This window comes from Mesorhizobium carmichaelinearum, from assembly GCF_900199455.1.
Taxonomy (GTDB): domain Bacteria; phylum Pseudomonadota; class Alphaproteobacteria; order Rhizobiales; family Rhizobiaceae; genus Mesorhizobium; species Mesorhizobium carmichaelinearum.
Genome location: NZ_FZQR01000027.1, coordinates 35,706 through 60,551, shown reverse-complemented (window position 1 = coordinate 60,551; position 24,846 = coordinate 35,706). Strand labels below are relative to the sequence as shown.

Annotated in this window: 25 protein-coding genes; 12 read left to right on the top strand and 13 right to left on the bottom strand. The window is 61.9% G+C overall.

Annotation, left to right across the window (positions count from 1 at the left end; all coding sequences use genetic code 11):
- The first annotated feature begins 9 nt into the window (after positions 1 to 9).
- A complete protein-coding gene (locus CKW40_RS34740) occupies positions 10 to 612 on the top strand; it encodes a general stress protein (protein WP_095204225.1) in 603 nt (200 codons plus the stop codon).
- A gap of 55 nt (positions 613 to 667) precedes the next feature.
- Here CKW40_RS34740 and CKW40_RS34735 read toward each other — a convergent pair whose 3' ends face one another.
- Both CKW40_RS34735 and CKW40_RS46045 read right to left on the bottom strand, forming a co-directional pair.
- On the bottom strand, positions 668 to 1,834 hold the full coding sequence (locus CKW40_RS34735; protein ID WP_179298226.1) for an extracellular catalytic domain type 1 short-chain-length polyhydroxyalkanoate depolymerase: 1,167 nt from the start codon (positions 1,832 to 1,834) through the stop codon (positions 668 to 670).
- 139 nt (positions 1,835 to 1,973) lie between these two features.
- A complete protein-coding gene (locus tag CKW40_RS46045) occupies positions 1,974 to 2,195 on the bottom strand; it encodes a hypothetical protein (protein ID WP_095204224.1) in 222 nt (73 codons plus the stop codon).
- A 130-nt stretch (positions 2,196 to 2,325) separates the two neighbouring features.
- On the opposite strand from CKW40_RS46045, the gene CKW40_RS34725 reads away from it, so the two are divergent.
- Both CKW40_RS34725 and CKW40_RS34720 read left to right on the top strand, forming a co-directional pair.
- The gene (locus tag CKW40_RS34725; protein WP_095204223.1) at positions 2,326 to 3,009 is read left to right on the top strand and encodes an N-acetylmuramoyl-L-alanine amidase; all 684 of its coding nucleotides are present in this window, start codon (positions 2,326 to 2,328) and stop codon (positions 3,007 to 3,009) included.
- A gap of 99 nt (positions 3,010 to 3,108) precedes the next feature.
- Positions 3,109 to 5,811, top strand: a complete 2,703-nt coding sequence (locus CKW40_RS34720) for a patatin-like phospholipase family protein (protein ID WP_244571403.1) — start codon at positions 3,109 to 3,111, stop codon at positions 5,809 to 5,811.
- 23 nt (positions 5,812 to 5,834) lie between these two features.
- Here the strand turns inward: CKW40_RS34720 and CKW40_RS34715 are convergent, their stop codons facing one another.
- The 6 genes from CKW40_RS34715 to CKW40_RS44850 all read right to left on the bottom strand — a co-directional run bounded on the left by CKW40_RS34715 (position 5,835) and on the right by CKW40_RS44850 (position 10,874).
- Positions 5,835 to 6,635: an ATP-binding cassette domain-containing protein gene (locus CKW40_RS34715; RefSeq protein ID WP_095204221.1), complete on the bottom strand. Its 801-nt coding sequence runs from the start codon at positions 6,633 to 6,635 to the stop codon at positions 5,835 to 5,837.
- On the bottom strand, positions 6,635 to 7,732 hold the full coding sequence (locus tag CKW40_RS34710; RefSeq protein WP_095204220.1) for an ABC transporter permease: 1,098 nt from the start codon (positions 7,730 to 7,732) through the stop codon (positions 6,635 to 6,637). The genes CKW40_RS34715 and CKW40_RS34710 overlap by 1 nt, the downstream gene beginning before the upstream one ends.
- A gap of 54 nt (positions 7,733 to 7,786) precedes the next feature.
- A complete protein-coding gene (locus tag CKW40_RS34705; protein WP_095204219.1) occupies positions 7,787 to 8,743 on the bottom strand; it encodes a rhizopine catabolism ABC transporter substrate-binding protein in 957 nt (318 codons plus the stop codon).
- Positions 8,744 to 8,856: 113 nt separating this feature from the next.
- Positions 8,857 to 9,759: a myo-inosose-2 dehydratase gene (iolE, locus tag CKW40_RS34700; protein ID WP_095204218.1), complete on the bottom strand. Its 903-nt coding sequence runs from the start codon at positions 9,757 to 9,759 to the stop codon at positions 8,857 to 8,859.
- On the bottom strand, positions 9,756 to 10,349 hold the full coding sequence (locus CKW40_RS44855) for a hypothetical protein (protein ID WP_244571402.1): 594 nt from the start codon (positions 10,347 to 10,349) through the stop codon (positions 9,756 to 9,758). The genes iolE and CKW40_RS44855 overlap by 4 nt, the downstream gene beginning before the upstream one ends.
- A gap of 51 nt (positions 10,350 to 10,400) precedes the next feature.
- Positions 10,401 to 10,874: a Gfo/Idh/MocA family protein gene (locus CKW40_RS44850; protein WP_244571401.1), complete on the bottom strand. Its 474-nt coding sequence runs from the start codon at positions 10,872 to 10,874 to the stop codon at positions 10,401 to 10,403.
- A 97-nt stretch (positions 10,875 to 10,971) separates the two neighbouring features.
- Here CKW40_RS44850 and mocR point away from each other — a divergent pair, with 97 nt between their 5' ends.
- On the top strand, positions 10,972 to 12,441 hold the full coding sequence (mocR, locus tag CKW40_RS34690) for a rhizopine catabolism transcriptional regulator MocR (RefSeq protein ID WP_095204217.1): 1,470 nt from the start codon (positions 10,972 to 10,974) through the stop codon (positions 12,439 to 12,441).
- Positions 12,442 to 12,492: 51 nt separating this feature from the next.
- On the opposite strand, the gene CKW40_RS34685 is transcribed toward mocR, so the two are convergent.
- On the bottom strand, positions 12,493 to 14,199 hold the full coding sequence (locus CKW40_RS34685) for an AfsR/SARP family transcriptional regulator (protein ID WP_095204216.1): 1,707 nt from the start codon (positions 14,197 to 14,199) through the stop codon (positions 12,493 to 12,495).
- Positions 14,200 to 14,343: 144 nt separating this feature from the next.
- On the opposite strand from CKW40_RS34685, the gene CKW40_RS34680 reads away from it, so the two are divergent.
- Positions 14,344 to 15,012: a peroxiredoxin gene (locus CKW40_RS34680; RefSeq protein ID WP_095204215.1), complete on the top strand. Its 669-nt coding sequence runs from the start codon at positions 14,344 to 14,346 to the stop codon at positions 15,010 to 15,012.
- A gap of 37 nt (positions 15,013 to 15,049) precedes the next feature.
- Positions 15,050 to 16,183 (top strand): NAD(P)/FAD-dependent oxidoreductase, encoded by a 1,134-nt coding sequence (locus CKW40_RS34675; RefSeq protein ID WP_095204214.1) that lies wholly within the window; start codon positions 15,050 to 15,052, stop codon positions 16,181 to 16,183.
- A gap of 53 nt (positions 16,184 to 16,236) precedes the next feature.
- Here CKW40_RS34675 and CKW40_RS34670 read toward each other — a convergent pair whose 3' ends face one another.
- On the bottom strand, positions 16,237 to 17,439 hold the full coding sequence (locus CKW40_RS34670; protein ID WP_095204213.1) for an MFS transporter: 1,203 nt from the start codon (positions 17,437 to 17,439) through the stop codon (positions 16,237 to 16,239).
- Between the two features lie 244 nt (positions 17,440 to 17,683).
- Between CKW40_RS34670 and CKW40_RS34665 the strand changes: the two genes are divergently transcribed.
- Entirely contained in the window at positions 17,684 to 18,526 is an 843-nt protein-coding gene (locus CKW40_RS34665; RefSeq protein WP_095204212.1) for a hypothetical protein, read from the top strand.
- A 38-nt stretch (positions 18,527 to 18,564) separates the two neighbouring features.
- On the opposite strand, the gene CKW40_RS34660 is transcribed toward CKW40_RS34665, so the two are convergent.
- Complete coding sequence (locus CKW40_RS34660; RefSeq protein WP_095204236.1) at positions 18,565 to 19,023, bottom strand: Lrp/AsnC family transcriptional regulator; 459 nt, start codon at positions 19,021 to 19,023, stop codon at positions 18,565 to 18,567.
- A 170-nt stretch (positions 19,024 to 19,193) separates the two neighbouring features.
- Here CKW40_RS34660 and CKW40_RS34655 point away from each other — a divergent pair, with 170 nt between their 5' ends.
- Together CKW40_RS34655 and CKW40_RS34650 are read left to right on the top strand one after the other, a co-directional pair.
- A complete protein-coding gene (locus tag CKW40_RS34655; protein ID WP_095204235.1) occupies positions 19,194 to 19,928 on the top strand; it encodes an AzlC family ABC transporter permease in 735 nt (244 codons plus the stop codon).
- Entirely contained in the window at positions 19,925 to 20,224 is a 300-nt protein-coding gene (locus tag CKW40_RS34650) for an AzlD family protein (RefSeq protein WP_095204211.1), read from the top strand. Before CKW40_RS34655 ends, CKW40_RS34650 begins: the two co-directional genes overlap by 4 nt.
- Before the next feature lie 13 nt (positions 20,225 to 20,237).
- Here the strand turns inward: CKW40_RS34650 and CKW40_RS34645 are convergent, their stop codons facing one another.
- A complete protein-coding gene (locus CKW40_RS34645; RefSeq protein WP_179298225.1) occupies positions 20,238 to 20,864 on the bottom strand; it encodes a TetR/AcrR family transcriptional regulator in 627 nt (208 codons plus the stop codon).
- A 184-nt stretch (positions 20,865 to 21,048) separates the two neighbouring features.
- Between CKW40_RS34645 and gap the strand changes: the two genes are divergently transcribed.
- From gap to CKW40_RS34630, 3 genes are all read left to right on the top strand, one after another.
- Positions 21,049 to 22,056, top strand: coding sequence for a type I glyceraldehyde-3-phosphate dehydrogenase (gap, locus tag CKW40_RS34640; RefSeq protein WP_095204209.1), 1,008 nt, complete (start codon positions 21,049 to 21,051; stop codon positions 22,054 to 22,056).
- Between the two features lie 251 nt (positions 22,057 to 22,307).
- Complete coding sequence (locus CKW40_RS34635) at positions 22,308 to 23,348, top strand: 3-oxoacyl-ACP synthase III family protein (RefSeq protein WP_095204208.1); 1,041 nt, start codon at positions 22,308 to 22,310, stop codon at positions 23,346 to 23,348.
- 11 nt (positions 23,349 to 23,359) lie between these two features.
- Positions 23,360 to 24,052: a hypothetical protein gene (locus tag CKW40_RS34630; RefSeq protein WP_095204207.1), complete on the top strand. Its 693-nt coding sequence runs from the start codon at positions 23,360 to 23,362 to the stop codon at positions 24,050 to 24,052.
- Positions 24,053 to 24,197: 145 nt separating this feature from the next.
- On the opposite strand, the gene CKW40_RS34625 is transcribed toward CKW40_RS34630, so the two are convergent.
- Positions 24,198 to 24,830 (bottom strand): FMN-dependent NADH-azoreductase, encoded by a 633-nt coding sequence (locus CKW40_RS34625; protein ID WP_095204206.1) that lies wholly within the window; start codon positions 24,828 to 24,830, stop codon positions 24,198 to 24,200.
- Positions 24,831 to 24,846 lie beyond the last annotated feature (16 nt).

Genomic DNA, 24,846 nt, shown 5'->3' with positions numbered 1-24,846 from the left:
ATCAAAACCATGAAGACCGTAACCGGACTTTTCGACAATTACGATGATGCTTCCGACGCCGTTGGCGAATTGGAAGCCAGCGGTGTTGCGCGTGACAACATCAGCATCGTTTCCAGCAATTCGGACAATCGGCACGAGATCAACGGGTCCAAGGCCGCCGACGACGCTGCCGGTGGGGCTGGACTGGGAGCCGCGATCGGCGGTGCCGGTGGATTGCTCGCCGGGCTTGGCCTGATGGCCATTCCTGGCGTCGGCCCGGTGGTGGCCGCCGGATGGCTGGCTGCCACTGCCGTCGGTGCCGTGGGCGGTGCCGTGGTTGGCGGTGCGGCTGGTGGCATCGTCGGGGCGCTTACCGATTCCGGTGTCCCCGAGAATGATGCCCATGTCTACGCCGAGGGCGTGCGTCGTGGCGGTACTCTGGTCACCGCCAAGGTCGACGACCAGTTGGCGCCGGAGGCCGAAAGGATCCTGGGACAGGCTACGTCTGTCAACCTGCAAGAACGGCGTGGCGAATACCAGGCCGATGGTTGGACTGGCTTCGACGCTGACGCGGAAAACTACCGCTCGAACGAAATCGGCCGCGATGGCGCTCGCGATGTAAACCGACTTTGATAGACAGGCCTCGCCGCCGAAAGGCGGCGGGGCCAATCTGCCGAACAACCTTTAGCTAGCGCATCAAGCCGGCTGCGCGGAGCGCATCCTCAATGGTCTTGCCAATGCCTGTGGCAGAAGCGCGTGAACCATCTGGACGCGGTTGTTCGGCAGGTTCAACCCGCGCTGGCCTCGACCTTTCAGGCGCAATATATGGGCGCAAGTCCGTACCCGCAGTGGGGTTCGCTGCGGTCGCCTTAGGCTTGGCCCCTCTTGGTGCATCCCGGCTCGCAAGATCCCAGAAGGCCGCCATACGTCTCGTCGACGATATCCCGACCTCCAGCATGAACGGCGCGGCATGGCCCAAGCCGTCCTCACCCCCCGTCTTCAAGGGGGTGCCATGGCCCATGCCGGCAATCGTGTATTTTTCGATCACCGCATTGCCATCAGCGTCGCACCAGACTTGCCGCGTTTGCCCATCGACGGTCTCTTTTCGAACAGGGCTTGCCTCGACGCGATGAACGCCCTGCCATTGGGCGACAAGCGAGTCCGCATTGGACGGCGCCACCGTGTGGTCGGCCGTGCCCTGCCAGATTGAAATCTTCGGCCAGCTTCCCTGATGTGGCGACGCCTGCGCCAGACGTCGCTGGAGTTCCGACTGAGACGGGCCGCCATGGCCACGCATGCGATCGAAAGCTTCCGGGATCGTCGACGCGGTGCCATAGGCAAGGCCCGCGATCACTGCGCCGCCAGCGAACACCTCCGGATATGTTGCCAGCATTGCCGCCGCCATGGCGCCGCCGGCGGAAAGGCCGGTAACGAAAACGCGCCGTCGGTCCAGGCCATGCTTCGTCACCATGGCTTCGATCATCTGGCGGATGGAGAGCGCTTCGCCGCGATCGCGGCTAACATCTTCGGGCACGAACCAGTTGAAGCAGAGATTGGCATTGTTGGCGCGCTGCTGTTCCGGCAGCAACACGGCAAATCCTTCCTCGGCTGCCAGGCGCGACCATCCGGACCCGTGATCGTAGCCGGCCGCCGTCTGCGTGCAGCCGTGCAGGACGACGACCAGTGCGGCTCCTCGTGGCAAGTTCTCAGGAATGTAAAAGCGTGCCCGCAAGGCGCCTGGATTGGACCCAAACGCGGTCAGGTCGGACAGACTGTCGGGATGGCTTTGTTGGGAAAATGCCGTCCGGCCTCGCATGGCCGAAAGGCGGGCGATCGTATCTGAGATGTTCCGCAAATCGAAATCCTAGACCGCCGGAATGGCGGAAGCCCGAGCACAATGCACTTACGGCAACATCGTTGCTGCACTGCACAATAACAAGCTTACGCTGGGTTAGACGAGAGGCGAATGCTCCCGTCCAGGCCAACGTCGCGCCTCAAGCCGTGCCATTCCTGGCCGACTTCGCCAGTTCCTGTTCCAGATCCACCAGCGTGTCGGCAGAGCCCGTCACCAGCGCCTGGATCGCCGTGAACCGACCGGCCGCGAGTGCCGTCATGACGAATAGTGATCTGGCGTGCGCCACCGGGACGCCCAGATTGCGCGCGGCATTGGCTTCGCCGCCGGCGGCGAAGATCCCGTTGCCGAAGCGGCCGCGCATCAGCACCCTTGGATGACTTGAACCTGCATAGTTGGGCAGCCTATTTGCTTTCCTTTTAAAGCAGGCGTCTTGAATTTCGACAATTTAACGCGCAATAATACAGCATTGGCTAATTCAAGGGGAGGGTGTGATGGCCAGTTCCGTGAAGCCGTGGCTGCAGCAGGCCGGCAAATTCCCGATAGCCCACATAGGCGGCATTCCGCATCTCAACCAGTCGGTAAAATTGGCAGCGCCGCGAACCGGCGTGCTCCATACAACAGAGGGCGGATGGGCCGGCAGCTTGGCGATCTTCAAGCAGCACTTTGCGCCGCACTTCATGCTCGGCTTCGATGCTGACGCGCAAAAGGTCAGGATCGCCCAGTTGGTGCAAGTGGGCACCATCGGTGCCGCCCTCAAAGCACACAACAACCAGGCGGTCGTCCAGATCGAAATGATCGGCTTTTCCAAGGAGGCGCCTTGGCTTCCCGATGACGACACCGTCGAAGCGCTGGCGTCGCTGATGGCGGTGTGCCACGCGGAGTATGGCATTCCGTTGACGCACCCTTGGGCGGATGGCGACTACGGCAAGGCCGGCGACAATCCTCACCGCTCATCGGGCAAATACGGTACTGTCGCGGGCTGGTTCGGCCATGGAGACTGCCCGAGCCCCGATACGCATTGGGATCCGGGCAATCTGAAATGGAGCGTTGTGTTGGCTAAGGCCAGCCAGATCGCCACTGCCGCGGCTGCGCCGATGATCGCGTCGGCAGGACCCGCCGCCATGGCGCTTTCCCTTCCATCGGGCGCGAAGAAAAAGGCGACGCAGCCTGCCTGATCATCGTGGCGCTTGCGCGCTTTTATGGACGGGCAGATTTCGCGGCCATTCGCTTTCTGTCTGCGAGACAGGACTCTTCTCTGCATGCCGTGAGCTCCGTTGCCGAAAAGCACGCAGCAATCCTGGGTCAAGCAACATCTTGGTTTTGTAGGCAATATTTCTGTCGAAATCGGGGAAAATTTTGACATGGCCAAAGAGCCCACAAAGAAAGATTGGGTCTATTTCTCCAGGGTCATGAAGGATGAAGCAAAGGTCGTCAACGAGCGACGCGAGCTTATCGCAGATCGGGCGAAGACGATTAAGCCTGGGCCGAGAGCCGACGAAATCATCGCGAAATACGAACGGCACCGCATACCGATAGAGGTGAATGTTCCGGGCGATGGGCACGACGAAAGCTCTCCAGAGACTGCCGGCTCGGGGGCGACAGATGAGCACGACGACCGCCGTTCAAAAAGTTCTGGGGCGCGGCCGCTAGCGGGGTTGGCGCTCTCCGGGGGTGGCATCCGATCCGCAGCATTTTGCCTTGGCGTGCTGCAAGCCCTGAGATCGGTCACAGCGAGGGCCGAGCCAACCGTATTCGACGCGATCGACTATTTGTCCACGGTCTCAGGTGGCGGCTATATCGGCACATCTTTCGCCGCCAGCATCCAGCAAACCGATGGTCGCTTTCCATTCAAGAGCGAATTGGATGCCCCAGAATCACTGGAGACTCAGCATGTCAGAAATTACAGCAACTATCTAATGCCGATGGGAATGGCCGATATCGTTACCGGTTTTGTGGTGGTCGCACGGGGCCTGCTGATCAATGCAATATTGTTTCTCGGTATCATTTTTTTGTTCGGCTGGTTTACCCTTTCGGTCAAGCCGTCACGTGAGAGTCTCAAGCAGGCCATATGGAGTAGCCATGGGATCTTCTTCTGGACGCTTATCGCGGTTACGATTTTCGCATTTGTTCAGCTTGCCTATGCAGTCTTCTGGCTGCGGCCTGGCAGATCAGCCATGCTTAGAACGGAGCTGTCAACCCGCGAGTTCTGGGGTACCATTTTCTCCTGGCTTGTGATCGCGGTTCTGACGATTACAGTTTTAGAACTACAAGCTTACATCTTGGATGGAATATTTGAATACGCGGAACACTCGAGACTTGTCTATCTATTTGGTGTCTTTCCCGCTTGGTGGACTGATTGGATGGTGCACGTGGGTTATTCGAATTGGATCGCCCATATATTGAGCGTTGTCCCTGATTGGCATGGGTTTTTCAGTTGGCTTGTTGCGGCCGCAACGGCTCTAATTGCATTCGGCAATAAGCTGATCGCCGTAGTGGGGTCATCTCGAAGCGACCGATCCTGGAGTGGCATCGCGACCCATTGGGCAAGCCGTATCGCGCTCTATTGTGCTGCTGTCGTTGTGCCGCTGCTGCTTTGGGGCACCTATATCAAATTGACCTATTTCGGATTCCAGCAACGCGAGCGGGGTTCCGCAGGTGACATCCATGGCCACTCGGTGCAGACCATCTACTTCGGAGCGTCAGTTCTTCTCCTCGTCGTTTCGGCATTCGTGACACCGAACGCCAACTCTCTCCACCGCTACTACCGGGATCGGCTGAGCCGCGCCTTTCTATGGAAATTGTCCGACCTGAAGATCGAGGACAATTTGTCGAGACAGTTGCCTCCGACTTGGCAGAGGATGTTTAAGAGCTTGTCGCGAGGCCGCGACCTTGATGTCATGAAGCTGAGCCAATTGAAGCCAGAGAGAAATGACGACTGGGCCAATTCGGTCAAACGCGCGCCGTACCTAATAATCAACACGGCAATAAACCTTGCCGGTTCAAGCTCTATCGGACGGCGCGGCCGGAGTGCTGATTCGTTCTTTTTCAGCCCGCTCTATGTTGGCAGCGAGGCGACAGGCTATGCGGAGTCGCTCGCGGTGGAAGAGGCGGATCCGGACCTGAATATTGGGACAGCGATGGCGATCTCGGGTGCGGCAGCCTCAGCCAATATGGGCGCAAACACGATCGGCCCTCTGACCTTTAGTTTGGCGGCTCTTAACATCCGGCTTGGCTACTGGCTGCCCAATCCCCGGCGGCTTGTTGAACGCGTGGGCTTGAAGGCAAGGATAGCGACGATTGCCCCGCTTTACTTCCTTCAGGAAGCACTCAGCTTAGTCGATGAGGAAACCCAGAATGTCTGCCTCACCGACGGTGGCCATTTCGACAATCTTGGCCTTTATGAACTCCTAAAGCGGCGCTGCAAGATCATCATTGTCGCCGATGCCGAGGCCGATCCGACGCTCGACTTCAATTCCTTGGTGCGCGTCGAGCGCTATGCCCGCATCGACCTTGGCATTCTGATCGATCTGCCGTGGAGCGAGCTTCGCCGGTCGTACAAGAAAGTGACCGACGAATATGCAAATGACAGCCTCGACGACGGTCCCACTTCACATGGTCCGCATGTCGCCATCGGCCGGATCGACTACGGTAAAGAACACGGCGTCCTGATTTATATAAAATCCTCATTGACCGGCGACGAAAGCGACATCATTCGCGACTACAGGCGCCTCAACCCGGAATTTCCACACGAGACCACGCTCGATCAATTCTTCAACGAGGATCAGTTCGAGGTCTACCGGGCATTGGGCTTCCACACCACGCGCAACTTCTTCGAGGCGACCGACAAATTCGCCGCCTTGAAAGAAAGCCCCGTCGACAACTGGCCCAAGCTCGTCAAGGACGTCCTGCTTCAACTGAATATTTCCGAGGCCGCTGCCGACAAAATCTCCATGCGCCAGGCCGACGCCATGATTTGATCGCTCTGTCGTCGGTCGCTATTTCACCCTTGCGCCGTGCCATTCCTCGCCGACTTCGCCAGCTCTTGTTCCAGATCCACCAGTTCCTTGCCGCCCGCCATCAGGTTGAGCAGCTGATCGCGGGTGATTTCGCCCTTGGCGTAGGTGCCGGTGCTTCTGCCGCGCTTCAACAGCGTGAAGCGGTCGCCGACGACGTAGGCGTGGTGGACGTTGTGGGAGATGAAGATGACGCCGATGCCGCGCGCCTTGGACTGGACGATGAGCTTCAGGACCACGGATGCCTGGTGGACGCCGAGCGCCGATGTCGGCTCGTCGAGGATCAGCACCTTGGCGCCGAAATAGACGGCACGCGCAATCGCCAAGCACTGCCGTTCGCCGCCCGAAAGGGTGCCGACCGGCTGTTCTGGATCGCGCAGCTGGATGCCCATCGCCGACATCTCGTCATAGGCGGTGCGGTTGGCGAAATCGGCGTCGAACTGGCTGATCGGCCCGAACTTGCGCATCGGCTCGCGCCCGAGGAAGAAGTTGCGCGCCACGCTCATCAGCGGCACCAGCGCCAGGTCCTGGTAGACCGTCGCGATGCCGCTGTTACGCGTATCGGCGGGCGAAGCGAACCGTGTCGGCTTGCCCTGGACGCGGATCTCGCCCTCGTCAGGCGTGTAGACGCCCGACAGCGTCTTGATCAGCGTCGACTTGCCGGCGCCATTGTCGCCGAGCAGGCAATGCACCTCGCCGGGGCAGACATCGAAGGACACGTCCTTGAGTGCCACGACCGAGCCGAAATATTTGCTGACCGATTTCAGTTCGACATAGGGCTCGGCCATCACCGGCTCCTCATGGCGCGGTTGCGGACATAGCTGTTGAACAGCACCGCGATGACCATCATGGCGCCCATGAACAGCTTGAACCAGTCGGTGTCGATGCCGGTGTAGAAGATGCCCATCTGCACCACGCCGAAGATCAGGGCGCCGAACATGGCGCCGATCGCCGATCCGTAGCCGCCGGTGAGCAGCGTGCCGCCGATGACGACGGCGATGATGGCCTCGAACTCCTTCTGCGTGCCGCGCAGCGTGTCGGCCGAGCCGGTGACCAGTACCTGGATCGCCGCGAACAGGGCGGCCGCGAGTGCCGTCATGACGAACAGCGTGATCTTGGTGCGCGCCACCGGCACCCCGAGATTGCGCGCGGCATTGGCTTCGCCGCCGGCTGCAAAAATCCAGTTGCCGAAGCGGCTGCGCGTCAACAGCCAGGTGCAGGCCAGGGTCAGCACGATCCACCACACGTTCGACACCGGAATGCCTGAGATCGAAGGCAAGCCATCCGCCCGCTTGCCGATCAGGCCGATGTCGGCAAGTCCGGCGATCAGGCCGGAAAACACCTGTCCCGAAAACAGGCTGTTCAGCGGATCGTGCAACGCCAGCTCGTGCACGCCCGACACCTGGGTCCGCCCTGAAATGCCGCGCGTGAGGCCAAGGGTGAGGCCGCGCAGCATGAACAGGCTGCCGAGCGTGACGATGAAGGAGGGCAGTCCGGTCCTGACGACGGCAAGCCCGTTGAGCGCGCCGATGCCGCCGCAGACAGCGAAGGTGAACAGCAGCGAAAGCCAGATCGGCCAGCCCCAGAACACAGCGGGGATGGCGATGAGGATGCCGGCAAAACCGATCATCGAGCCGACCGACAGATCGAACTCGCCGGCGATCATCAGGAGAGCCACGGGTGCGGCGAGAATGCCAAGCTGGGCCGAGACTTCGAGGAAGTTGATGATGCCCTTGGCACTGAAAAGTCCTGAGCTTCCCGCCGTGATGGCGAAGAACACGAAGACCAGAACAGTGCCGGCCGCCGCGCCAAGCTCCGGCCTGCTCAACAGGCGGCTGAGGCGTGAGACGGACCGGACCCGCTCGTCGCGAATCTCTGAAACCATGGCTGTGTTGCCCTCACAAATGGTGCGGCCGGGGCGAGGCTCCGGCCGCCAGTGCTAGCGCTTGCCGAGTTTCGACAGCTCGATAACCGAGGCGGCGGTGTCCTTGGTGACGAAGCCGGGGCCGGTCGGATAGTCGGCGATCGGCATGATCTTGTACTTCTTCCAGAGATCGAACATCGCGACCGGGATGTAGCCCATGGCATATTGCTGGGCGTCGATGCCCCACTCCATCTTGCCGGCGACGACGGCCTGCAGGATCGTGGGGGAGAGATCGAACGTGCCGGTCTTCACCTTGCCCGACAGGCCCAATTCATCAAGCGCGGCCAGCGTCGGTTCGGCACCGCTGGCGCCGACGGCGAGGATGAATTGTGTATCGGCATGAGCAGTCATGTAGGCGATCACGCGGTTCTTCATTTCGGTCGGGTCGATGACGCCGTTCATCACCGGCACGTCGACGCCCAGACCCTTGGCAAAGCCGGCGCAGCGGTCGTCGAGGCTCGAATTGCCGACCTCATGGTTGGCGCAGACCGCCTTGGTGAGGCCGAGCGCCTTGATGCGCTCGCCGGCCATGACGCCCGCCTGGAACTCATCCTGCCCCATGAACAGCAGGCCGCCAAGGTCATGGGTGAGTTTGGAGCCGCCGGAATCGATGATGATGACCGGGATGCCGGCGGCGACGGCATTCTTGACCGGCGCCGAAAGGGCGGCCGCGTCGGGGATCGAAACGACCATGCCGTCCGGCTTCGAGGCCGTAATGGCATCGATCATCTGCGCCATCTTGGCCATGTCGAAGGTTTCGGGCGCCAGATATTCGGCCTTGACGCCGAGCGTCTTGGCGGCATCGTCCATGCCGTTCTTGACGACCGACCAGTAGGGGTCGCCGCTCTGGCCGTGGGTGACGAACACCACGCGCGTCTCATCGGCGGCCGCAAGGGTCGTGGCCGCCGCCATCATCGTGAAGCCGGCCAGCAGGCCGAGCGCAGGCTTTATTAATTTCGCAAGCGAAAACATAGAACCTCCTGTTTGTTTTCCGCCGCCGCAATTACGGTCGGCAGTCCAGTTGCCCCTTTATTCCAGTTCCATTCCTCAGCACTGGTTCCCTGGAGGCCGCATCGCGGCCTCAATCACTCAATGACGTCGAATCCGGCTTGCCGCGCCATGCGCGACAGGTTCTGGAAGCCCATCGTCGCATAGGTCAGCGGGTTGGCCTTGTTGGGATCCTGCTCGGCCTCGACGACCAGCCAGCCGCTGTAACCATTGTCGGCCAGCACCCGCAAAATGGCGGGATAGTCGATGAAGCCGTCGCCGGGAACGGTGAAGATCCCTTCCATGACCGCACCCATGAAACTCATGTCCCCGGCGCGGGCGCGCTCGAGCACGGGTTTGCGCGCATCCTTGCAATGCACATGCACGACGCGCTTGACGTGCGCCTTGATCAGGGCCAGCGGGTCACCGCCCGAAAATGTCGAATGGCCGGTGTCGTAGAGCAGCCCGACCGCTTCGCCGGTGTGCTGCATCAACAGGCCGACCTCGGCGTCGGTCTCGACGATGGTCCCCATATGGTGGTGAAAGGCCATGCGCACGCCGAAATCCGCCATCCGTTCGGCGAGCGCCGTCAGCTTGCGGCCATAGGCCGGCCATTCTTCCTCACTCAGGGCCGGGCGCTGCGAGATCGGCCCCCAGATGGCGTTGTGGCGGCCGCGCGAGGTGTCGGCGTAGACGACATGGGTCGAGCCCATGTCCTTCAAGAGCTGGAGATGCGGCGTGATCGCATCCATCTCCGCATCGACGTCCTTCTCGTCGCATCGGCCGTCATACCAGCCGGAAATCACGGCAAGGCTATAGCGCTGCATGATCGGCTTCAGCTCGGCCGAGCGGCGCGGAAACTTGCCGCCGAGCTCGGTGCCGGCATAGCCGGCCTGCCTGGTCTCGCTGAGGCAGACTTCAAGCGGCGTATCGCCGCCGAGCTCCGGCACGTCATCGTTGGACCAAGTGATCGGATTGATGCCGATGCGAACAACCGTCACGGGTGAACTCCTGATTGCTTCAACTGGGCAAGGTGATGGCGGGCGAGGCCGGCCAGCAGCGTCATGTCGCGGCGGGCATGCTCGGCGGTGTTGCGCACCGGTGCGCCTTCGACGATCGCCGACCAGAAACCTTTCAGCTCCTCGACGAATGCCTCTTCGTAGCCGCTGCTTATGTCGCGGCTGGAGAGCGTGTGGCCGTCGCCGGTGCGCAGTGTCAGCCGCGTCGGCTGGTGGTTGAGATAGGGCGAGGGGAATTCCAGTTCGAGCGCGGCGTCGTCGAAGTAGAGCGTGATGCGCTCGCGATAATCGGGGAGCCTCGGAATGGCGACATGCGCCATGGTCCACAGCGCCTGGCCGTCGAGCAGCCGGACAGTGCCCTGGCCACCTTCGCCTCTGGCGAACAGCGAGGCGCCGACGACTTCACCGTCGGCGACGCCGAGCGCATCAAGCAAGCCATGGACGGCGTTCACGTCGTGCACGATCGAGGAACAATAGGCGCCGACAAAGCCGCGAAAGGCGTCGGGATCGTCCAGCCCCGGCACCGCGCGCTCCACCTGCTCGCGCTGCCTGGCTTCGGTCGAGGCAATCAACCCCGCCGCGACGTCGTCACCCCGGCAAGTGGAGGCATGCCGGATGAAGGGCTAGGCGTCGGGATCGTTGACCTCGACCGAAATGTAGCGAAGCGTCCGCGCCGTGCCGGGCAGCATTTTCAATGCCGCCTCGTAGCTTGGGTCGAAACGCTTCATGTAGCCGACCTGGAGCACCTTTCCGGAGCGATCCCTGGCGGCGATCAATTCGTCGATGTCGCCTGCGCTGTAGCAAAGCGGCTTTTCGCAGAAGACATGCAGCCCCTTGGCGAAGGCGGCGAGGCTCTGTTCGCGGTGCAGCGCATCCGGCGAGGCTATAACCACGGCGTCAAGCGGCATGGCGAGAAGCGCGTCGAGATCGGAGAATGTCTCGAGGCCGAATTCCTCGCCGACAAAGGCGCGGACTTTTCGCGACGGATCGTAGACGCCAAGGATCTTGAACTGCCGGTGCAGCTTGAGCAGGTTTGGGATGTGCTCGACCTGGGCGACACCGCCCGCACCGATCACTCCCACCCTTATGCACTGCATCGGCCAGCCCCATCTGAACCCGAACGCATTTTTCTTGAGCCTAAGACGGCTTTGGTTCCATTGTTAGAACCAGATTCCATTGATTTTTGGGAACCAGATGAAGACCAGTTTTCCCGTCGACGGCATTGCGCTCGATCGCGACAGCCCTGCCAATCTGCACCGGCAGCTCTATGTCCAGCTGCGCGGCCTGATCGAACGGCGCGTGCTGCCGAGCGGCCATGCGCTGCCCTCGACACGGGTCATGGCGCGGGATCTGAATGTCGGGCGCAACACGGTGATTGCCGCCTGCGACCAGTTGGCGCTGGAGGGCTATCTGGCGATACGGCCGCGCAGGCCCTCGGTGGTGATGGATTTGCCGACCCGCTCGGTGGCGGCGGAACAGGTGTCGGTCGAGGACGCCAATCCGATATCGCGGCGCGGGCAGACGATGCTTGCGCAACCCTATCATCATGGCCGGCCCGGCATGCTTGCCTTTCATCCCGGCATGCCTGATCCGGACAATTTTCCGTTCAACACCTGGTCGAAACTGCTCAGCCGCCGGGCCAAATTCGCCCATATCGATCTTTTCGGCACCTATCACGTCAAAGGCTATCCGCCGCTTTGCGAGGCCATAGCGCGCTACCTCACCGCCTCGCGCGGCGTGAAATGCACCGCCGAACAGATCGTCGTCACCAATGGCGCGCAGTCGGCTTTCGATCTTCTGGCCCGGCTGCTGATCGATGACGGCGACACGGTGTGGATGGAGGAGCCGGGCTATTACGGCGCCGGCTCGGCCTTCGTCTCGGCCGGGGCGAAACTGGCACCGCTGCGCGTCAGCAATGCCGGCTGGGATCTCGATCCGCCTGATGTCGTGCCCCGCATGATCTTCGTGACGCCTTCCTGCCATCACCCGCTCGGCATCACCATGCCGATGGAACAGCGGCTCAATCTCTTGCACATGGCCGAGACCTGGCGCTCCTGGATCATCGAGGACGATTATGACGGCGAATACCGTTTCCAGGGCCAGCCCATTCCGGCACTGCAAGGCATCGGCGCGTCAGATCGCGTGGTCTATGTCGGCACCTTCGCCAAGATCCTTTTCCCGGCCATGCGGCTGGGCTTCATGGTGGCGCCCAAGGCGATAGACCATACGATCGTTTCGGCGCTGAGCGTCAGCGGCCAGTTCGCGCCCTTGCTGACCCAGGCCGCGCTCGCGGATTTCATGAATGAGGGGCATTTCACCCGCCATCTCCGACGCATGCGGCGGCTCTATGCGGAGAGGCGGCAGTTCTTCCTGGAAAGCGCGCAAAGGCATCTCGGGGAATGGCTGGATTTCCACACCACCGAATCCGGCATCCAGGTCGTCGGCATTTTTCGCGACAGATGCAGCGACAGGGCGGTTGCCGAGGCAGCACTCCAGCAGGGCATCAACGTCTCGGCGCTGTCGATCCAGTACCGTCACGGCACGGAGCAGAACGGTCTTGTCATGGGCTTTGCGGCCGCCGATGCGCAGACGACCGAAAGGACGATGCAGAAGTTTCGTGCCGTGCTGCAAAGCCATTTTTCGCGAATGAGAAACCCTGGTTAAGCAACTGGGGCTATTCGTTTTTTTAAGCTGAACTCGTGCCGCTTGACGGTGCTAGCCCAGACCTGCCATCCGTGCTCGACAGCGCACCTCGTCGATCGGCCTGCCAAGCGCGGCAAAGCGCGTGGCTGCTTCCTCGAACGCCGCGACGGCCCGGGTTTCGTTACGCTCGGCGCGGCGCTGCACGCCGCGCGCTTCCCACACGGCAGCCACCCAGGGGCCGCCGTTCCACATGCCGGCGACCCGCTCAGCCTCGTCGAGCCGGCGGTTGACCTGCTCGATCTCGCCCGCCTCGGCCAGGGCAACGGCAGCCGCGGTACGGAAGGTCATCGAGCAAGGCTGGCAATTGCAGCCCGATGACAGCATGCGGTCACCTTCGCGAATGGTCTCGGCGATCCTCTCGGATGTGGCGGCGGCGCGCACCTCAAGCCCTTTCAGGCTGATCAGCAAATGCGGCGCCAGCCAGGAAGAATGGGCAAGGGTGGTGGCACGGTGGATCAATCGTCCCGCCTGCCATTTCTGGCGGCGGGCAAGCGCGAGTTCCGTCAGGCGCTGCAGCGCCAGTACGCGGCCGGCCACGGCTCCCACCTGCGCGTAGAGTCTTTCGGCCTCGGTCAACATGCGTTCGGCCTCGGCCAACTGGCCCGAGAAGAGCGCCGCTTCGCCCAGCACGAGCGAGGCAAGGCCGCGCCCGGCGACCGAGCCCGCGCCCTCGGCCACCGACAGGAGCTCTCGGGCCGAGGCGGCGATGTCGTGGTGGCCCTTGGCACTGCACAGGCAGAATTCGGCCAGGCACAGATGCCCGTCAAAAACGTTGGAGACGAAGGCCGGCTTGGAGCGGACCCATTCGATGAACTCAGCCCTGAACAGTTCGCGCCACTGGCCCTGCATGTGGGCCACCAGGCCGATCAGGGCGCTGGCCTCGCCAACCTCGCGGGCCAACCCCGCGCCCATCGCCAATTCGCGAGTTTCCCGGCCAACCTGGCCGGCCCTGGCGAAGTCGCCGCTTTGCAAGTGCAGCAGGCCCCAGGCCAGCGAGGCGCGGATGCGGTCGCTCAAGCCGACGGGGTCGATAGAGGGCACGGCCAGCGCCTTTTCGTAGAGCTTCACGGTTTCGGCGCCCGGGCCGACGCCAAGATCGATGCGCAGGTTTTGGCTGAGCTGATTGAACAGCCTGATCGCCTCGGCCCGGTTGCCGGCGTCGAGCGCCGCCTGCATCAGGGCGCATTGCGCCTGCTCGTCGGCCGGGTCCAGCGCGATCAGGCGCTGCCACAGCTTGCCGGCCCGCAGCACCTCGGCATAGCGCTGCCGCAGGGCCTGGCGGGGCGTCTCGAACCAATCGACATAGGGATCGTCCGGCAGCAGGTCTCCCCTGTAGAGATCGGCGGCCGCTTCACAGGCGGCGGGATCTTGCCCGCGCAAGGCAAGCCTGGCGGCGGCCTCGAACGCCTCGGCGTCGATTTCGAGATCGCCAGCGGGGGCGAGCGCGATGACATCGGCCGTCTGCTCGATCAGGTCATGAGCACCCAAGGCGCGGCGGGCGAAGTGGATGGCCTTGCGCAGGTTCGCTCCGGCCGCCTCCGGATCGAGATCGGGCCAGAAGGCCTCCATGACCTGTTCGCGGTGAATGCGGTGCGAACGGGTGACGGCAAGCAGCTTCACCAGCGCCGCGCCACGGTCACGGCGCCAGGCCGCGGCCGGAATGACTTGACCGTCAAGACCGACACTGAACCCGCCGAGCAATTGAATTTGAACGCGCACTCGAAGCCCCCTTCAGCATGCGATCCGCCGTTGCCGCCAAAAAAGCGGCCGTCACAAGCCCCTGTGCGGCGGGGAACGCTGGCGGAACATAGGTTGCCTAGTCTGCCCTGGTAGTCAATTCCAACCCTCTGACAGGAGAACCAAATGTCTCTTCGTATCGCCGACATGGCGCCTGACTTCACCGCCGAAACCACCCACGGCCCGATCAGCTTCCACGACTGGCTGGGCAATTCATGGGGCATCCTGTTTTCTCATCCCAAGGACTTTACCCCCGTCTGCACGACCGAGCTTGGCTACATGGCCAAGCTGAAGCCCGAGTTCGACAAGCGTGGCGTCAAGATCATCGGGCTCTCCGTCGACCCGGTCGAGCGTCATGCCGGATGGGCTGATGACATCGCCGAGACCCAGGGCCATGCACCGAACTTTCCGATGATCGGCGACCCGATGCTGGCCATTGCCAAGCTCTACGATATGTTGCCCGCCACGGCTGGCGACAGTGCCGAGGGGCGCACGGCAGCCGACAACCAAACGGTGCGCCATGTCTACGTCATCGGGCCTGACAAGAAGATCAAGCTGATGATCGCCTACCCGATGACCACCGGGCGAAACTTCGACGAGATCCTGCGCGTGGTGGACTCCATGCAGCTGACCGCCAAGCATCGCGTCGCCACGCCGGTGAACTGGCGGCAGGGCGATGAGGTGATCATCGCGGGTTCGGTTTCGAACGATGAGGCCAAGGTGCTCTATCCCGAGGGCTGGAAGCAGCCCAAGCCGTATATCCGCATCGTCCCGCAACCGCACAGCAACGCCTGAGCCTTCTCCCAGGCACCCGGCAACAGGAGGTAACAGTATGAAAACCCGTATCCTTATTCTTGGCGCCGGTTTTGGCGGGCTTGAGCTCAGCACGTCCTTGTCGGAAGCCTTGGGTGACAGCATTGCTGTCACCCTGATCGACAAGTCGGATTCCTTCGTGTTCGGCTTTGCCAAGCTTGATCTGATGTTCGGCCGCGCAACCGAAGCGGCTGTGCGGCTGCCCTACGCCGACTATGCCAAGGCCGGCGTCACGATGAAGCGCGAGACCGTCACCGCCATCGACCCGGAACGGCGGCGCGTGACGACGGACAAAGGCGTGCACGAGGCGGACATATTGGTGATCGCTCTCGGCGCCGACTATGACGTCTCGGCCACACCCGGCATCACGCTCGGCCGCAACGAATTCTACTCGGTTCCGGGCGCGGCCCACATGGCCAAGGTGCTGCCCGGTTTCACCCACGGCCACGCCGTGATCGGCGTTTGCGGCGCGCCTTACAAATGCCCGCCCGCGCCCAGCGAATGCGCCTTGATGCTGCATGACTACCTGACCGAGAGGGGCGTCCGGGGCGACTGCCAGATCACCTGTGTGAACCCGATGTCGAGCCCGGTGCCGCCTTCCCCCGAAACGTCGAAGGCGCTTCTGGCCGCCTTCGCCGAGCGCGGCATCACCTTCATCCCCAGTACCCGCGTGGTTTCCGTGGACGAGGGCCGCAAGGTTGTGACGCTCGACAATGGCGGCGAACTGCCCTGCGATCTGTTCCTGGGCGTGCCCCGGAACCGCGCGCCCGAAGTCGTCGTCGAGGCCGGCATCACCGAGGGCGGCTGGGTCACCATCGATCCGCGCACACTCGAAACCCGCTTTCCCGGCGTCTACGCGCTGGGCGATCTGGCCAATACGGGCGCGCCGAAGGCGGGCGTCTTTGCCGAGGGCGCCGCACGTACCGTTGCAGCGAACCTGATCGCCAGGCTGCGCCATGAGGAACCGACGGCCAGGAACCCGGGCGCGGGATCCTGCTACATCGAGTTCGGTGCCAACCGGATCGCCAGGGTGGATGTGGATTTCTTCTCCGGCCCAAAACCCACCGGTGCTTTCTACGAACCATCTGAGGCTTTGCGGGTCGACAAGGTGAACTTCGGCTCCAGCCGCAAGGCCCGCTGGTTCGGGTATTGACCTTCGACAATGGCGGGCGCCGATGAACTATCACCGCCGCCCGTCCATTTGCTTTACGCCATCTGAAATTCCCGTCGCGGCAGCGGCGGGAAGGCGATCGCGATGCCGGCGGCACCGAGGCCGATGAGGGCCGAGCCGATGAACAGCCAGTGGTAGCTGGCATAGGCATCGAACACCATGCCGCCGGCGAGCGGTCCCAAGGCCATGCCGAGGCTGGACGCCATGGTGGCAGCGCCGAACACGGCGCCGAGGATGCGCTGGCCGAAATATTCGCGCGCCAGCACCGCGTAGAGCGGCATGACGCCGCCATAGGTGGCGCCGAAGATGACGGCCAGCACATAGAACTGGTCGAGCTGGCTGACCGAGAGATAGGCGGCAATGACGACCGCCTGGATCGCCAGGCCCGCGATCAGCACCGGCTTGACGCCGAGCCGGTCGGCCAGCACGCCGTAGAGAAGCCTGCCGCCAAGCCCTGCGAGACCCTCGACGCTGTAGATCGTGACCGCCGCCATGGGGGCGACGCCGCACAGCATGGCGTAGCTCACCATATGGAAGATCGGCCCGGAATGGGCGGCACAACAGGCGAAGAAGGTCAGCCCCAGCACGATGAACTGCGGCGAGCGCAGCGCCTGACCGACGCTCATGCCGTCACCCTCGGCGACCGGCGCGGAAATCCCGCCCGCCACAGCGGGCCTTGGCGGCTGGCGGACCAAAAGCACCGCCGGCAGCAACAGCACCCAGGCCATGATGCCGATGTCGAACATGGCGGTGCGCCATTCATAGGCTGAGATCAGCCAGCGGGCGAAAGGCGAGATCGTCATCGGGGCCACCCCCATGCCGGCCGAGACCAGCGAAACCGCAAGGCTTCGGTGGGTGTCGAACCAGGCCGTGGTCAGCGCGATCATCGGCGCGAAGAAGGCGCTGGCGGCAAGCCCGACAAGCACGCCATAGCTGATCTGGAACGTCAGAAGCGAGCCGGCCCGGCTCGCCACCACCAGTGCCAGGCCGAGCAGCCCGGCACCTATCGTGACCACGATGCGGGCGCCAAAACGGTCGGAGAGGGCGCCCCAGGCGAAGCCACCGAGGCCCATGACGAGGAAATTGAGCGTCATGGCGCTCGAAATGCCGGCGCGCGACCACTGCGTGTCGAGCGCCATCGGTTCAAGAAAAATCGCCAGCGAAAACATCGTGCCGATGGCGACACAGGACATCAGCGCACCAGTGGCGACGATGACCCAACGATAGGAAAGGTTCATACAAATCTCCCATGCCAGAGGGCAGCGCTGAGCGCTGCTTGCGTCCGAAGGACGCTGGCACGGAAGACGATCCTACAATCCGGTTGCATTTTTTATCCAGTCTGGAACGACGCGGTTTGTTGAGCGCCTGACGCGGCTTTCAGGCGGCTCTCGTCGTGATCGGTATGGCATCGGCTGACTTGCTGCTGTATTCGATCGGCTGATCCTTCTTCAAGGCGGCCGGACAAGGCCAAGTCATCCATTCATGATCCTGGTCTTCAAGCTTCTCAGCACGCCGCTCCTTATCCTGTGTCTCACATTGCTCAGCCGGCGTTTCGGGCCGGCGGTGGGTGGACTGCTAATGGGGATACCCTTGGTGACCGGCCCCGTATCGGTGTTCACAGCATTGGAAAATGGTGCGGCGTTCGCCCGGCACGCGGCGGTGGGCAATCTGGTGGGCCAGGTTTCGACCTGTATTTTCTGCTTCGTCTACGCCCGCGCGGCAAGGCGCTTCAACTGCTGGGTCAGCATGGTCGTGGGGGTCGGTGCCTTCTTTCTCGCCACCTTTGTCTGGAACCTCGCCAACTGGACATTCGCTGAGGCCATTGGGCTGCTTCTGGTGACGTTGTTGCTTCTGTCCTTCCTCACCAAACCGGTGAATATGGAAGCGCTTGCCGGGATAGCGCCGAGATGGGACCTTCCGGCGCGGATGGTCGTTTCGACGGGCTTCGTTTTCCTGATCACCTTGTCGACCAGGTATCTTGGGCCGCAGCTCAGCGGGCTCGTGGCGCCGTTTCCGGTGTTCGTCCTTGTCCTGGCGATGTTCACGCATCATCAGCGGGGAGCGCCGGCAGCCGCCAATCTGTTGCGTGGCGTTATCGTCGGGTCGTTTTCTTTCGCGGCCTTTTTCACCGTCGTGGCTTTGGCGCTGTCCGACAGCTGGCTAGCGTTTGCCTATGGGTTCGCTACGCTCGCAAGCATGGCAACCACCAGTGCGATTTATCTCAGTACACGTGCCACGCCATTTGTCGGGACCACTCCATCGATCGGTTTGGTTGCTGTCGCCCCGCTTAAGCCGAACATCTCGCGCGATGGTGGCTCACTCTGACAGCAGACAGGTTGCCGCCAAAGTGCCTGTGACAGGCCTCAGATCGGCAGTTCCGACGTGTATTTGATCGTCCAGCTCGGCACGTCGGTCTTGACGTTCTGGACGCCCTTGATGCGGCTCAGATGCTCCGACTGGAAGCGGCGATAGTCATTGACGTCGGCTGCCACCACGCGCACCAAGGCATCGCAGTCGCCGAGCATCAGGTAGCATTCCATGACCTGCGGCAGCTTGGCCACTTCGGTGGCGAAGTGCTGGACCGTGTCCTCGTCCTGCGTCTTCAGCCAGATGCGGGTGAAGAAGGTGAGGCCCTTGCCGATGCTGGCCGGGTTGAGCACGGCGACATAGCGGTCGATGACGCCGGCCTCTTCCAGAAGCTTGACGCGCCGCAAGCAAGGCGAGGGCGACAGGCCGACCTCGTTGGCCAGTTCGTTGTTGGCCATGCGACCGTCACGCTGCAGCGCCCGCAGGATGCGCCTGTCGATGTCATCGAGCTTCATGGTGTTGAATTCCACTTTATCGGCCATGAGTGACACTCAATGCCAAAAATGAGTGAAAAACAACAATCTTCGCAACCAAATTGCGGAGCGGTGTGGGTATGTTTGCCGCCGGTATCACGAGAGTTCAAACGCAGGGAAGCGGCGGCCGCGAGGCCGGCCGACGGCAGAGCATGAGCATTTCACAGACAGTCGAAGCGGCGGGCGATGGCTCGGGATCCGAGTTCCGCCGAGGCGTGGCGTCCTGCGCGCCGGTGCTGCTCGGCACCATCCCCTATGCCTTGGTGCTCGGCGCGCAGGCGACCCAGAAAGGGTTGAGCACGCTCGAGCTATCCATGATGACGGGGTTGAATTTCGCCGGCGGTTCGGAATTCGCGGCGATCCAGTTGTGGACGTCGCCGCCGCATATCCTGCTCATCGTCGCCATCACCTTCCTGGTCAACAGCCGCCATCTGCTGATGGGGGCAGCACTTGCGCCGTTCCTGCGCGACCTGCCACGGCGCAAGGTGTTTCCGGCGCTGTTCTTCCTATGCGACGAAAGCTGGGCGCTGGGCCTGGCCGACGCCAAAAAGCGCGCTGCCGCCGGGATCACGCCGGCCTTCAGCCCGCGCTACTATATGGGCGCGGCGCTGGCGATGTATTTGACCTGGGTTTCCTTCACCACGCTCGGCGCCTTGCTCGGTCCGATGCTCGGCCATGTCGAGACCTATGGCTTCGACATGGCGTTTCCGGCCGTCTTCCTGGTGCTGATGCGCGGCATGTGGAAAAGCGTGGCGGCGGCGCGGCCCTGGCTGGTCAGCCTGGTTGTCGCCGCCCTTGTCTATCTCTTCATTCCCGGCGCCTGGTATGTCGCGGCGGGTGCGATGTCGGGGCTCGCCGCTGCCTGGTTGATGGCAGGTGATGCATGATCGACACGGCAACCCTTCTCACCATCGTGCTGATGGCCGGCGTCACCTATCTAACCCGGATCGGCGGTTATGCCGTGCTGCGCAACCGTGTGCTCAGTGCGCGTGCGACCGCAGTGATGGAGGCCGCACCGGGTTGCGTACTGATCTCGGTCATTGCACCCGCCTTCGTGTCGCGAAATCCCGCCGATCTCCTGGCGCTGGCCATCACCTTTGTTGCGGCGACGCGGCTTTCCATGCTGCCGACCGTGCTGATCGGGATCGCTTCGGCGGGTCTGCTCAGGCATTTCATCGGATAGGCTCAGAGCCTGTTCAATCGCGAGCAGCGCCCGCAGCCTTGAGGATCAGCGCAACACTGTTGCGCGCGATGCGCCCGAGTTCCGGTCGGGCCGTGCCGGCACGGGCGCGCTGCGCAAGGCTATGCTGCAATGCGGCGAGCATTTCGGCGACGGCATCGATATTGGTCGCGTGCGGCAACTGATTATCATCACGGGCGGCCGCGATCCGATCGCGGAAGCGCGCGTCCGTGCGTCCGAGAGCGGCAAACAGCTCGGCACCGATTACCGGGTCGGCTACGGCCTCGCCGGTGATGACGCTGAGCACCGGGCAGCCGAGCGGGCGATCGCCGCCTTCCGAATAGATAGCGACAAGCGCGGAGAAATAACCATCGAGCGCCTTTGCCAGCGAGGGTTCGTCGATGAGGGCACGGTTCAGGCGTTCAATGCTGTCCTCGGCATGCTGTGCGGTTGCCTTGAGATAGATGGCATGCTTGTCGCCGAAGGCGGCATAAAGGCTCGGCCGCGCCATGTTCGTCGCCTCCGACAGGTGATCGAGCGATGTGCCGGTGTAGCCGCGACGCCGGAATTCCATGAGCGCCGCGCCGAGCGCGGCCTTGGCATCGTATTGGCGTGGGCGCCCGCGCGCGGACTTCTCTGTCATTTTTGTACCGTTTCGCAATAAATTCATTGCGCGTCATTTTTATGCGAAGTAGTCTAAAAATCGGCCACGCGGAAAGCAATCCCTCTCGGAGCAAAGGTAGCGGGCAGACGCGTGCGCTGCGTCCTGCAATGCTCAGGGTTTGTGTGGGCGATCAAGCCTTGTCGCCGCCCAAAAAGGACAATCGATGACTGACAAAATCCGCATCGGCATCAATGGCTTCGGCCGCATTGGCCGGACTGTGCTCCGGGCTGCGATGGCGCGCGACGACGTCGAGATCGTGGCGATCAACGACCTGCTGCCAACCGATCATCTCGCTTATCTCCTCAAATATGACAGCGTGCATGGCGGCTTCAGGGGCAGCCTGTCCGCCACGGATGGTGCGCTTGTTGTCAATGGCGCTACGATCAAGGCCTTCAGCGAAAAGGAACCCGGCGCGATCGGTTGGGGCGAGGCGGGCGTCGATCTGGTCATCGAATCGACCGGCCGGTTCCTGACCAAGGCGGTAGCGGAAGGACACCTCGCCGCCGGCGCCGGCAAGGTACTGGTCTCGGCACCGCCCGAGGACGATACGCCGGTTTTTGTGATGGGCGTCAACGCGGCTGACTATGCCGGCGAAAGCATTGTCTCGAACGCTTCGTGCACGACCAATTGCGTCGCGCCGCTCGCCAAGGCGTTGAACGATGCTTTCGGCCTCGAGGAGGCGCTGATGCTTACGGTCCATGCGACGACGTCGGGTCAGAACACGGTCGACGGCGTGGCGCGGAAGGATTGGCGTTTCGGGCGCGGCATCCTCGACAATATCATCCCGGCTACGACCGGCGCGGCGCGCATGGTCGGCAAGGTGGTGCCCGAACTGAAAGGACGGATCAACGGCATGGCGGTGCGCGTGCCGGTGTCTGATGTATCGATGATCGATCTCACCTGCCGGTTCAGAGAAAACGTGTCCTACAAGGACATCTGTACGATGCTCCGCACGCAGGCGGCAGATGCGATGGACGGCATCCTCGCCTATTGCGATGAGCCTGTGGTCTCGACCGACCTGCGCGGCAACCCGCATTCCTCGATCTTCGACGCGCTGGCCGGCATGCAGACCGAGGGCGGGTTGACCAAGCTCGTTGCCTGGTACGACAACGAATGGGGTTATGCCTGCCGTTGCCTCGACCTGGCAGCGCACATCTCGCGCGCAAACTAGCAAAAGTCGATGCAACCATATGTTATGCGGCCAGCCGCCCCTCGTGCGGAGCAGATCTCCGCCGTCACGCTCCACTCCGGCTGCAGGATCGAACCGGATTAGAGGGTGCGCCATCGTCGAAATTGAGATAATTTCCGGCTTTTCTCATCGTCGTTTTTCAGACGAGCTACCGGCGGGGCTAATGACTGAATCGGGAAGCAATCAAGATCGAGGTGAAAAATACGGCTACCTGACGTGCTCGGGGTGCCGGAATGCGTATTGATTCAATTGCGTTTAGAACTCCATCCCGAATGATCTCGAATGAAGATATACTAAGATATATTCGTGATTACAATAAAAGTCAAAATAGAGAAGAGTTAGAGTCTTATTGTCGGAAAATCGAGCGCCTGTTCCGAAGAGCCGGCGCACAGTCGCGTTACGTCCGTGACACGGGCGCCGGGGAAAGAGCCTTTGACCTGTTGCATGATGCCGCTCGATCGGCCATCGCCGATGCTGGGCTGGTGCCCCGGGACATAGATCTGGTCATCTACTGCGGGATAGGGCGCGGCTTTCTGGAGCCGGCCAACGCGACGTTCTTGGTTTCTGCACTTGGCATCGAGTGTGACGCCTTCGACATTACGGAGGCGTGCATGAGTTGGGCAAGGGCGCTTCAGGTTGCCCAAGGCTTTTTGCTGACCCGATCATACACAAGGATCCTGATCGTAAATGCTGAGTTCAGCGTCTACGAAAACGGATATCCCGAAATCTTCAAAATGCGGACCGATGCTGAAATCGCTTATACATTTCCAGCTCTAACTATCGGCGAAGCAGCCACTGCCACCGTCGTTACATTGTCGCCAGATGCTTGGAAATTTCGTTTTCGAACCAGACCTCAGTTTGCATCGCTTTGCAATTTACCACTTCCCGGCTTTCGCGATTTCTGCTTGCCTGATACAAAAGTTGGAGCCAATGGCGTCCATCAACTGGTTGCCTACAGCTCAGAGCTTACACAGACGGCGAGCAGGGAAATGACCTCTTTTGTAAAGGCGGCATACCCCGACGTTTCTGGCATCGACATCTGGTTCCCACACAGTTCCAGCGAGTCGGCCCTGAAAATCATGGCGACTAGACTGGGTGTTGGCGACCGCCTTTATGACAAAGTATTTCGAAAATTCGGAAACTTGGCATCAGCGTCCATTCCTGCGGCTATGTGTGAGGCAACCAAAGAGGGTTCGTTGGAGCGAGGAATGCGGGTGGTGTTGTGTCCGGCTTCCGCTGGAATGGTATTTGGCCTGATGGAGGGCATCTACTGAGGAGGGGAGTGATGGCAGACAAGGACGATGGGACACCAAAACCGGCCGAGTCCCAGCCGGATGTTTCGCAGGCGAATTTTCAAAATCCGATAGTAATCCTTGCAACTCTGATTCTGCTCAGTCTGTTTGTCATGATCGGCGCTTCGATGCTTGGCGTCGACCACGGCTTTCTTTCGGGAATGGCAAGGCCCGAGCTTGCCAGAGGGCTGATTACCTATCTCTTCGCGATCGTGACCATAGGAATCGCCGTCGCACTCGTCCTCAACACGCTGGTCGGGCCAGCTCCAAGCGACGCGAATGACGGTCGCTTTCAGAGGGCGAAGGAAGTCTTGTCCCTCCTGCTGGGCGTGTTTGGCACGATTGTCGGCTATTACTTCGGGGCGGAGTCTTCGAAGGCAAATCTGGAGGTGCCGTTTGAATTGTCCACGCCGGATCTTTCACCGCAGCCAGTCGGCCCTGCAGGGCTGGTTACGGTGCGAGCCGTGATAAAGGGCGGCTCGGGGCCACTTCAGTATGGCGTCGGACAGGGCACGGACAATGTCGAAGTCAAGGACCTGGCATTTGAAGGAGGCTGGATCGTCAAGCAGGTGCAATTGAAGGCACCTTCTCCAGCCGAGGTTCAAAGCATTCATCTGGTCGTGGAGGATTCGAGCGGCAAGCGGATTGAGCGGGTCGTGCCGGTCAGACGGAGTGCGCAAGACTAGGTTCCTTCGGGACACGTCGGTTGCGAATCTCTGTGGGTGTGGCACCGGCGGCCGTTCGCAGGCCGGGTCACACTTTTCTTGGACTTGCTCTGAACGAAAAAGGCAGGCGCGGGCGCCTGCCTTTCTCAGTCATATGGTAGGGGCCTTACGCGGCAGCAGCGACCTGCTGGCTGGCCACCACGGCGTCGACCTTGGCGGTCGCCTTGGCGAGCGCGGCGGTCACCGCGTCAGGGCCCATGCCGACGCCTTCGATGCGGATGACGTCGACATCGGTCATGCCGAGGAAGCCGAGCACGCCGCGCAGATAGGGAATGGCGTGATCGAACTGCACGGCCGCACCTTCGGAATAGATGCCGCCCGAAGCCAGCACGATATAGACCTTCTTGCCGGTGACGAGGCCCTTGGGGCCGCTTTCGCCATAGGCAAAGCTCCTGCCGGAGCGGGCGATGTGATCGACCCACGACTTCAGCGTTGAGGAGATGTTGAAGTTGATGAAGCCGGTGGCGAGGATCACGGTGTCAGCGGCGAACAGCTCGTCGAGCACGACGTCGGAGACGCCGACAACCTCAGCTTGGCGCGGGGTGCGGGCTTCAGCCGGCGTGTAGATGCCGGTCGAGTAGTCGGCATCGATATGCGGCAGCGGATTGGCGACGAGGTCGCGCACGACAAGCGTGTTCGACGGATCGGCGGTGACGAGCTTTTCGGCGAATTCGGTAGCGATGCGGGTCGAGTGCGAGGCAGCGCCGCGCGGGCTTGAGGTAACAAGAAGAATGGACATAGCGGGTCTCTCCAGT